The organism is Arcticibacter svalbardensis MN12-7 (assembly GCF_000403135.1).
In the GTDB taxonomy this organism is placed as follows: Bacteria; Bacteroidota; Bacteroidia; order Sphingobacteriales; family Sphingobacteriaceae; genus Arcticibacter; species Arcticibacter svalbardensis.
This window is the reverse complement of the sequence record NZ_AQPN01000099.1, coordinates 22032-30461: the sequence shown is the minus strand read 5'-3', so window position 1 is coordinate 30461 and position 8430 is coordinate 22032. Positions and strand designations below refer to the sequence as shown.

The following is an 8430-nucleotide window of genomic DNA, read 5'->3' as shown; positions in this document are numbered from 1 at the left end:
GTTAAAATTTAGCACCCTATGAGGCTGATTAAAATTAAATTCTGTTAAAAAATGCTACACTTAATTCATGCTTCAGCCCTGGTTAGTCAAACCCGGTTATTTTAATTACGAATTGAAATTAAAGTATTTTAAAACCAAGACTCAATTGCCATAAGTTCTGTTTTTTTATTGCATCATCACTTCTCACATTTGTTAATCCTTTTTCATAACGCAGGTCTAGTGTGATATTAGCGATATCAACACCAGCACCAAATTGAGCGCCCCAATTCTGATCCTTGTAATTGTCATCATCATAAGCCTCAAGAACAGTGTTTCCTGAAAGGTTTTTATCCAATACAAAAGAAACAACCGGTCCAGCCATAAAACGAACACCCAAAGGGCCAAGCCCTATTTTAGTTCCCAACAAAACAGGAACATCCAGGGTTGTAAAACGTATTTTTCCTGAAGCTTCAAGTCCATTTGAATTATCCGTCTTAAACTCTCCGCCTTTTCCTGCAAGGTAAGCTTCAGGCTGAATAATAAATCCGGCAATACCAACCCGTGCCCAAGCACCAGCCTGATAGCCAAGACGGTTTTCATCCTTTGCAAAATCAGTATTTAATTTCGCGAAATTGATCCCTCCTTTAAGTCCCAGATTAAAGGTAGGTAGCTGAGCAAAAGCTGCAGATCCAGCCATCAGCAGCATCATTCCAAATAATATACTCTTTTTCATCATTTCAATTTTAAAGTTTTATTAAGTGTGTTTTACATTGTAACAACAATTCTTCCATAAAGTTGTAAATGTACACAGCAATCGCCTTTATTTAACACTTATAATTTCATAATTTTACGTCAAATAAAATTATGGCAGAGATCAGCATCACTTCAGAAAACTGGGAAAGACTAAAATTAAAGGTTAAACGCAAATACAGAGACCTCACAGAAGAAGACCTGGCATTCACTGCCGGGGAAGAAGAACAATTGATTCAAAGGCTTATGGGACGATTAAAAAGAACAAGAGAATATGTCGTCTTTACCCTGGAAAAAGGATTGGTAAACATTGATAATAACCGCCTTTAATTGTAATTTTTTTATTCCATGCAGGTCAAATGGGGTTAAACCCGCCTTCAAACAGTATATTTATACTACTGAAAGCACATCCTGCATACTGCTTTAAACATCATAATTATGCTTGACTTTAGGAAACATGCTAAAAAAATAATACTGACCGCTTGCACCGGGATGGTTATTTTATTATTTGCTTTTAGCGACGACTACTTTCAAGCCTCTAAAAACCTCGAGATCTTTACTTCCTTATATAAAGAGGTAAATGTCAACTATGTGGATGAAATAAATACCTCAGAAATGATTCAGACAGGGATTGAGGCGATGCTGGAAAGCATGGATCCTTATACTGAGTTTGTTCCCGAAGCCGATATGGAAGATTACCGCATGAAATATGTGAGTACCCAATATGGAGGAATTGGTACCAGTGTGCAGCTGCATGATGGAAAATTTCTTATCGCAGAAACATTTGAAGGCTTTCCTGCCCAGAAAAGTGACCTTCGTGCTGGCGATGTCATCACAGCAATCAATAGTCTCTCTTTAAAAGGCAAATCATACGAGTCAGTAAGCACCATGCTCAAAGGCCCTAAAGGCACTGCCCTGAAGATTACCGTTGACCGCCCAGGACTAAATACGCCTCTTACTGTCGATGTCATGAGGGATGAAATTACACAACCTAATGTGAGCTATTCAGGACTTATTGCCGATCATGTCGGGTATATCAAACTGGACAAGTTTCTTGAAAACTCAGGTAACGAAGTCTCAGAAGCTTTAAACACCATTCTGAAAAGCAAACCTTCCGGATTAATCCTTGACTTACGCTCCAATGGCGGTGGAATCCTTCAGGAAGCAGTAAAAATTGTAAATCTATTTGTCGCAGCAAACACAACTGTAGTAACACAAAAAGGTAAAACAAAAGAAAAATCGTATACCTATAAGACTTACAATCCCCCTCTGGCACCAAATATCCCCTTAGTTGTCCTGGTCAATAGCCGGTCGGCTTCTGCATCCGAAATTGTTGCAGGCGCATTACAGGACCTCGACAGAGCTGTTATCATAGGTCAAAGGAGTTATGGAAAAGGACTGGTACAGCAAAGTTTTAACCTTCCTTACAATAGCCTGATCAAGATTACGGTGGCCAAATACTATACCCCTTCCGGCCGTTGTATCCAATCCCTGGATTATACCCACCGCTCAGCGCAGGGAGAAGTGGTTAAAGTAGCCGATTCGCTAATCTCTGAATATCATACCAAAGCAGGGCGGCTTGTTTATGATGGAAGTGGCATATTCCCCGATCAGTTTATCGCCCAACAACGGTACAGCCCTATTGCGATCACTTTACTGAGCAAGTTCTACATATTTGATTATGCCACTTTATACCGCAGTACACACAAGCAATTGACCAGTGCCAAAGATTTCAGACTCACTGATATAGAGTACACTGATTTCGTAAAATACATGTCAGACAAGGACTATAACTATTTTACAAAGACGGAGAAATTAGTGAATGAACTTCAGGAGGAAGCTGAAAAGGAGAAAAAACTCACTGAAATACGAACTGAATTCGATGCCCTGAAAAAGAAGGTCTACACCAGCAAACAAAATGATTTAAATCAATTTAAAGATGAAATCAAACTGATCCTGGAAAATGAAATTGTCTCCCGTTACTACTTTCAAAAAGGGCGTATGGAGCAAGCCTTTAATACCGATTTAGAGATTAAATCAGCCGAGGCTGTATTGTCTGATAAAGCAGTACTCGCTTCTATCTTAAAAGGAAATGGTAAATATAAATCTATTGGTAAGCCGGTATTAGGCTTTACCGCTAATGTTCCTGAACAATAAATCCCTCTCCAGGTATGAATATAGAAGACTACAGAACGTTCTGCCTTAGCCTCCCTGCCGCAACTGAAAGTTTTCCTTTCGGGGATGATACCCTCGTGATGAAAGTAAAAGATAAAATTTTCACTCTTGCTTCCTTAACCCCTTTTTCGTTCAATGTGAAATGCAATCCTGAACATGCACAGGAACTTCGGGAACAATACACTGACGTACTCCCCGGTTATCACATGAGCAAAGTACATTGGAACACGGTTCTTATTTCCGGAACTATCCCCGACAAGCAGCTCGAAGGCTGGATAAAGGACTCATATGACCTGATTATTTCCAAATTACCCAAAAAAGATCAGCTTGAACTCCAGAGTAGCATCTAAATTGCTAAACCTTCCTTGCAATTATTTGTTAAATCTATATGAAGAAATCAGCTCCGATGATCGTAGCCACGTCGCTTATCTTAGGATCAGCGGCCCTTATAATCAGAAAGATTTTCCAAAAACGTTTAGATACCGTAAAATACGTCGACCTCCAACAGTATTTGGGTAAATGGTATGAAATTGCCTCCTTTCCTCAAAAGTTTCAGAAAGGTTGCACCTACACCACCGCCTATTATACCTTAAATGATGACGATACCATTTCTATTAAAAATTCCTGTATCGCAAATGGAAAAGAAAAAACAGCTATAGGTACAGCTAAAATAACCGATGCAAACTCAAATGCAAAGCTTGAAGTTCAGTTTCAATGGCCCTTTTCTGGGAAATACTGGATCCTGGATCTTGCTCCCGACTACAGTTATGCCCTTATCGGACATCCAAATAGAAAGTACCTATGGATCCTGAGCCGTAAACCATGGATGGAGATGGATGTGTACAAAAAACTATTGATTATATCCGACCGGAAAGGTTTTGATATCTCCAAGCTTAAAATTACTCCACAAAAATCTAATGACTGATTGTATTAACTTAGCTGTCCCTTATGTATGCTCACAGCTTAGTTAAATCCTCTTCTTTCTGTTTATTTATCATTTTATTGACGGCATTGTTTTCTTGTAACCAGCAAAGTGGTGGTGCAAAGAAACAACGTCCATCCTTTAAGAGTATCCTGGGGCTTCAGTTTATTGAAGTGAGAAGGGAGTTTAATACTGGCCTATCCTTTAATGATCAGGGCTTTCAGCAAGAACCTGACTGGAAACTTTACTTCCTTTCTGAAGATTCAGTAATGATCTATAACCCAATAAAAAAGGTCTATTTTCATTATCCGGTATATCATGATCACGATTCTGTATTTAATATAGCACGCGAATGGCTCCGCCTCAAAGAGATTAATCGGGACAGCCTTACCTTTCAGCTTCTATCCGTAGAAGAAAAGAAGGTTTCCAGGCAACTTTCTAATGTGACCATGAAATTTTACTCCTATACCTATTTAAAGGAGCATATAAAGCAAGATCCCCAGAAGCTCCAACAACCCAGCAGTGCGGACTCTTTGTTCATTAGAAGTAAGGTGATGCGAGCTAACCGCAATCCGTTTAACCCGGACAGCTGTTTTGCTGCCCGCAATCCTGTAAAATTTACCAGCATAAATAAAAACATGCAGGTAAATAAGGTACCCATTGAAACAAATACCTATAATTTAGTGAATAGCAGTCCTTCTGATGCCTACCTTTTCCCCGAATATTCCATCACGATTCATAAAGCTTACAAAAAGTTTTTTTATACATTTTCTGTACTCGTGGATCAAAATGGAAAAATGCGTATTAATAAATTTATAACGAGTCCGGAGTTTGAAACATCAAGAAAAAAAGTATTGCAGGGAATCGTTGACGTGTACCTGAGCCATTATTTAACCGTTATTCCTGGCTCCACATTAAATATTTTTCATCCCTCCGAAATCACCCTTCATGTAAGAGGAATGGTACAATAACCTGCTCAATTGTATCATAATCAAGACACTCTAAATGTTAAATTTGTTTATACTATACACTTTTAACTTGCAGCTTTCGTTTAATTGGCTAGATTTGCAATGCTCGTGTCAGATCTTATGTCACAAGAGGGCGTTTAAAAGTACTAATGTTTAACTGTTAAACGAGATTAAATGGTGAAAAAAACGATCATAGCAGTCTTAATTGCTATAACTTATGTGTCTGGAGCTCAGGCGCAAACAAAGAAAACTGTAGAAGATCCTGACAACCTTGCCAAGGACTACTTTTCCCAGATTATGGGGATCGCCGCATCGGCTACTTCAAATGTAAAACTTTACCAATTTGTTTATGACTGGATTGGGACGCCGTACCGTTTAGGTGGCGACACTCAAAGAGGAGTAGATTGCTCAGGTTTTGCATTTCAGCTGTACGACAAAGTGTTCAACACGGTTATCGGAAACAACTCCAGAAACATTTTTACTATGGTAAATCCAGTAAGTAAGGATGAATTAAAAGAAGGAGATCTGGTATTTTTCAAGATTAAGAGCCGTGCAATTTCGCATATCGGTGTGTATCTGGGAGATAACAAGTTTGCTCATGCTTCATCAAGCAGAGGCGTGCGAATCAGTAATCTTAACGAATCTTACTGGCAACGTTACTATTACAAGGGAGGAAGACTTATTGAGTCTCTGAAAGAACAATTGTAAGTTGTTCGAAAATGAGGATTGATCTGAAAGCATAAGCTGTTCATATCAATCCTTTTTATAAACATTTTAGCTACATCGCCAGTATTTCTGACTAAGCCAATTCCTGTAAAGAAGAAGATTAATCCCAAAACTCCATATACAATCAACTCCCTTGGAGTGCCTGAATGCTGCACAAATCCAATTGCTGCATAAATAAGTCCTACAATACCAAGTATAGTGAGTATAGTGCCGAAAGTGCGTTTTAAGTTCATGACGTAGATTTTAGAATAAGTATGCAAATACATTGCCACAGCATCCATTCTAGAAAAGGTTCTATTGATCTGTAAAACTATTTGTATAAAATGAGAAAAACTATACCCGCAAATTACCTACTCTTCCTTTGCGTATTTTAAAGTCATCTTTGCCACCCTTTCTTCCAGTGTTTCTGTTGTCAGCTTTTCCCTTAAATGGTCCACCAAAATAGGAAATGCAAAAGGAGAAGGTTTTTTACAATTGGTGATAATGACCTTCAAGCCCTGAATTCGCTTAAGTGCAGCCCTCAGGCGGAACTCCTCCAGTTGAAATTGCAGTGCTTCATTGTATGCCTGTCTCACCAACACATTATCCGGCTCGTATTCATTAAATACATCAAATAGAAGCGAGGTAGAAGCCTGAAGATGCCTGTTTTTCATGGTCTTGCCAGGGAAACCCGTAAAAACCAATCCCGCAATATGAGCAATATCCCTAAACCTCCGTCTAGCCATCTCATTCGCATTTAAACTGCTTTGTATGTCCTCCAACAAGTTTTCTGAAGTAAACAGATCTTTGGCAATGGCTTCCTCCAGAAATATTGGATCAGCAGATAACAATTCAAAGCCGTAATCATTCATGGCAATAGAGAAACTTGCATTTTTGATCTTAGATAAACGGAACGCAAATAAAGAAGCCATCCCCTCGTGTACGAGCCTTCCTTCAAAGGGGTAAAAGAATAAATGATAGCCATCCCGGGAATCAAAACGCTCAATCAAAAACTCTTCACTCGAGGGTAGATGTGAGATCCTGGCCTGCATATCAAAAAGCGGACGCAGTGTTTTAACCTCAATATCTTTTTCAATATGATGTGCCACCTCATCCAGCTTCGTCCGGAACATGGCTGAAAGCTGCGACGATAGCGGAAGCCGTCCACCCATCCAGCTGGGAATCCGACCACTTGTCCGGTTCGACTTCTTTACATAAGCTGTCATCTCCTTCACGCGCACCAGTTCAAGGCTCCTTCCTGCAAACCAAAAGTTATCTCCCACTTTCATCCGCGCAATAAAATCCTCTTCCAGCGTACCCAGGTATCCTCCGGTAATAAACTTTACCCGGATGCTCACATCACTGACAATAGTGCCCATCGTTAGCCGGTGGCGCATTGCAACGCGCTTACTATTTACTTTATACCAGCCATCCTCGATCTCCACTTTAAGGTACTCGTCATACTTTGATAGCGTTTTACCTCCCTTAGTAATAAAATTAAGGATCTGCCCATACTCGTCCTCTCTGAGGTCCGCAAAAGCATAAGTAGACTTTAATTCCTTGAAAATTACCTCTGCACGAAAGCCATCAGACACTGCCAGCGTCACCAGATACTGCATCAGCACATCCATCGCTAGTATAACAGGGTCCCTGCTTTCAAAGACCTCCTGTTCAATCGCCTCCTTAATGGCAGCACCCTCCAAAAGCTCCAAAGAATGCGTGGGAACAAACCAGGCATAGGAAGTCGCCCCCGGATGATGTCCACTCCTTCCTGCCCGCTGCATAAAACGGGCGACACCCTTTGGACTCCCTATCTGGATCACCGAATCTACCGGCCTGAAATCTACCCCTAAATCCAGACTCGAAGTACAGACCACCACTTTGAGCAAACCCTGATGCAAAGCACCCTCCACCCAGTTTCGCAACTCATTATCCAGCGACCCATGATGCATGGCCATAATTCCCGCATATTCAGGGTACTGATCCAGAATAGCATGATACCAGATTTCCGACTGAGAACGCGTATTGGTAAAGATCAACGTGGTTTTACTCCGGGCCACAATTTCCATCACCTGCGGCAAAAGCTTAATTCCAAGATGTCCTGCCCAGGAGAACTGCTCTATATTTTCAGGAATTACGGATTCAATATGAAGCTTTTTACCCAAGTTGGCACGAATGAGCCGAACTCCCGAAGGGTCAGCATCATGTCCAAGCAGCACTTCCGCGGCTTGCTGTAAGTTGCCAATTGTTGCACTGATTCCCCAAATCCGTAATCCCTTATGCACACCATTTTCATCCTGTTGAAGTATTGCCTTCAGTCTGGATAAACCCAGTTCCAATTGCACACCCCGTTTAGATCCCAGTAACTCATGCCATTCATCAATCACTACCACCTGCAAATTTTCAAATAGCTTAGGGTAATTCTTCTGTGCAAGCATCAGGTGCAGGCTTTCCGGCGTAGTCAGCAATACTTCCGGCTGTTTCCTTTGTATAGCAGCCTTTTCCTTCGCGGTGGTATCTCCCGTGCGACTAGCGATCGTCCAGGGCATTTCAAGATCATCCACCACCGTTTGCATAGCTTTACGGATATCATTGGTCAACGCGCGCAAAGGAGTGATCCAGAGCATCATTAAACCGTTACTCTTGCGCGTCTTGTAGGTATCGGGATAACGGTTAATATATTCGGCAATAATTGGCAGGAACAAAGCGAAGGTTTTACCACTTCCCGTAGGAGCATTAAGTAACCCTGAATAGCCCGATAAGTAGGCGAATTGCATCTCCTTCTGAAAAGCAAACTGCTTCCATTTCTTCTGCTTAAACCAATTCGCAACTACTTTTTCTCCTATACTCATTAACTCGCCTGATTCAAAATAAACTACAGCCCTATCCTATTCCATTTAGCCGGTAACAAGTTCAATTTTAAGGATAAAA

At 40.7% G+C, this 8430-nt stretch carries 9 protein-coding genes; 6 read left to right on the top strand and 3 right to left on the bottom strand.

Annotated features, from left to right (window positions below):
* Positions 1–118 precede the first annotated feature (118 nt).
* A complete protein-coding gene (locus ADIARSV_RS13020; RefSeq protein ID WP_040300042.1) occupies positions 119–712 on the bottom strand; it encodes a porin family protein in 594 nt (197 codons plus the stop codon).
* A gap of 131 nt (positions 713–843) precedes the next feature.
* Between ADIARSV_RS13020 and ADIARSV_RS13015 the strand changes: the two genes are divergently transcribed.
* From ADIARSV_RS13015 to ADIARSV_RS12990, 6 genes are all read left to right on the top strand, one after another.
* Positions 844–1059 (top strand): CsbD family protein, encoded by a 216-nt coding sequence (locus tag ADIARSV_RS13015; protein WP_016196016.1) that lies wholly within the window; start codon positions 844–846, stop codon positions 1057–1059.
* Positions 1060–1167: 108 nt separating this feature from the next.
* Positions 1168–2886, top strand: a complete 1719-nt coding sequence (locus ADIARSV_RS13010; RefSeq protein ID WP_016196015.1) for a S41 family peptidase — start codon at positions 1168–1170, stop codon at positions 2884–2886.
* A gap of 14 nt (positions 2887–2900) precedes the next feature.
* Positions 2901–3254 (top strand): MmcQ/YjbR family DNA-binding protein, encoded by a 354-nt coding sequence (locus tag ADIARSV_RS13005; protein ID WP_040300040.1) that lies wholly within the window; start codon positions 2901–2903, stop codon positions 3252–3254.
* A gap of 38 nt (positions 3255–3292) precedes the next feature.
* Positions 3293–3829, top strand: coding sequence for a lipocalin family protein (locus ADIARSV_RS13000; RefSeq protein ID WP_016196013.1), 537 nt, complete (start codon positions 3293–3295; stop codon positions 3827–3829).
* A gap of 77 nt (positions 3830–3906) precedes the next feature.
* A complete protein-coding gene (locus ADIARSV_RS12995) occupies positions 3907–4797 on the top strand; it encodes a hypothetical protein (protein ID WP_152439878.1) in 891 nt (296 codons plus the stop codon).
* A gap of 171 nt (positions 4798–4968) precedes the next feature.
* Positions 4969–5502 carry a C40 family peptidase gene (locus ADIARSV_RS12990; RefSeq protein ID WP_016196011.1) on the top strand — a complete coding sequence of 178 codons (534 nt, stop codon included), beginning with the start codon at positions 4969–4971 and terminating at the stop codon, positions 5500–5502.
* Here ADIARSV_RS12990 and ADIARSV_RS22615 read toward each other — a convergent pair.
* Together ADIARSV_RS22615 and ADIARSV_RS12980 are read right to left on the bottom strand one after the other, a co-directional pair.
* Entirely contained in the window at positions 5457–5753 is a 297-nt protein-coding gene (locus ADIARSV_RS22615) for a hypothetical protein (protein ID WP_016196010.1), read from the bottom strand. The two genes, ADIARSV_RS12990 and ADIARSV_RS22615, sit on opposite strands and share 46 nt — an antisense overlap.
* Positions 5754–5870: 117 nt before the next feature.
* On the bottom strand, positions 5871–8351 hold the full coding sequence (locus ADIARSV_RS12980) for a ligase-associated DNA damage response DEXH box helicase (RefSeq protein ID WP_016196009.1): 2481 nt from the start codon (positions 8349–8351) through the stop codon (positions 5871–5873).
* Positions 8352–8430: the final 79 nt, after the last annotated feature.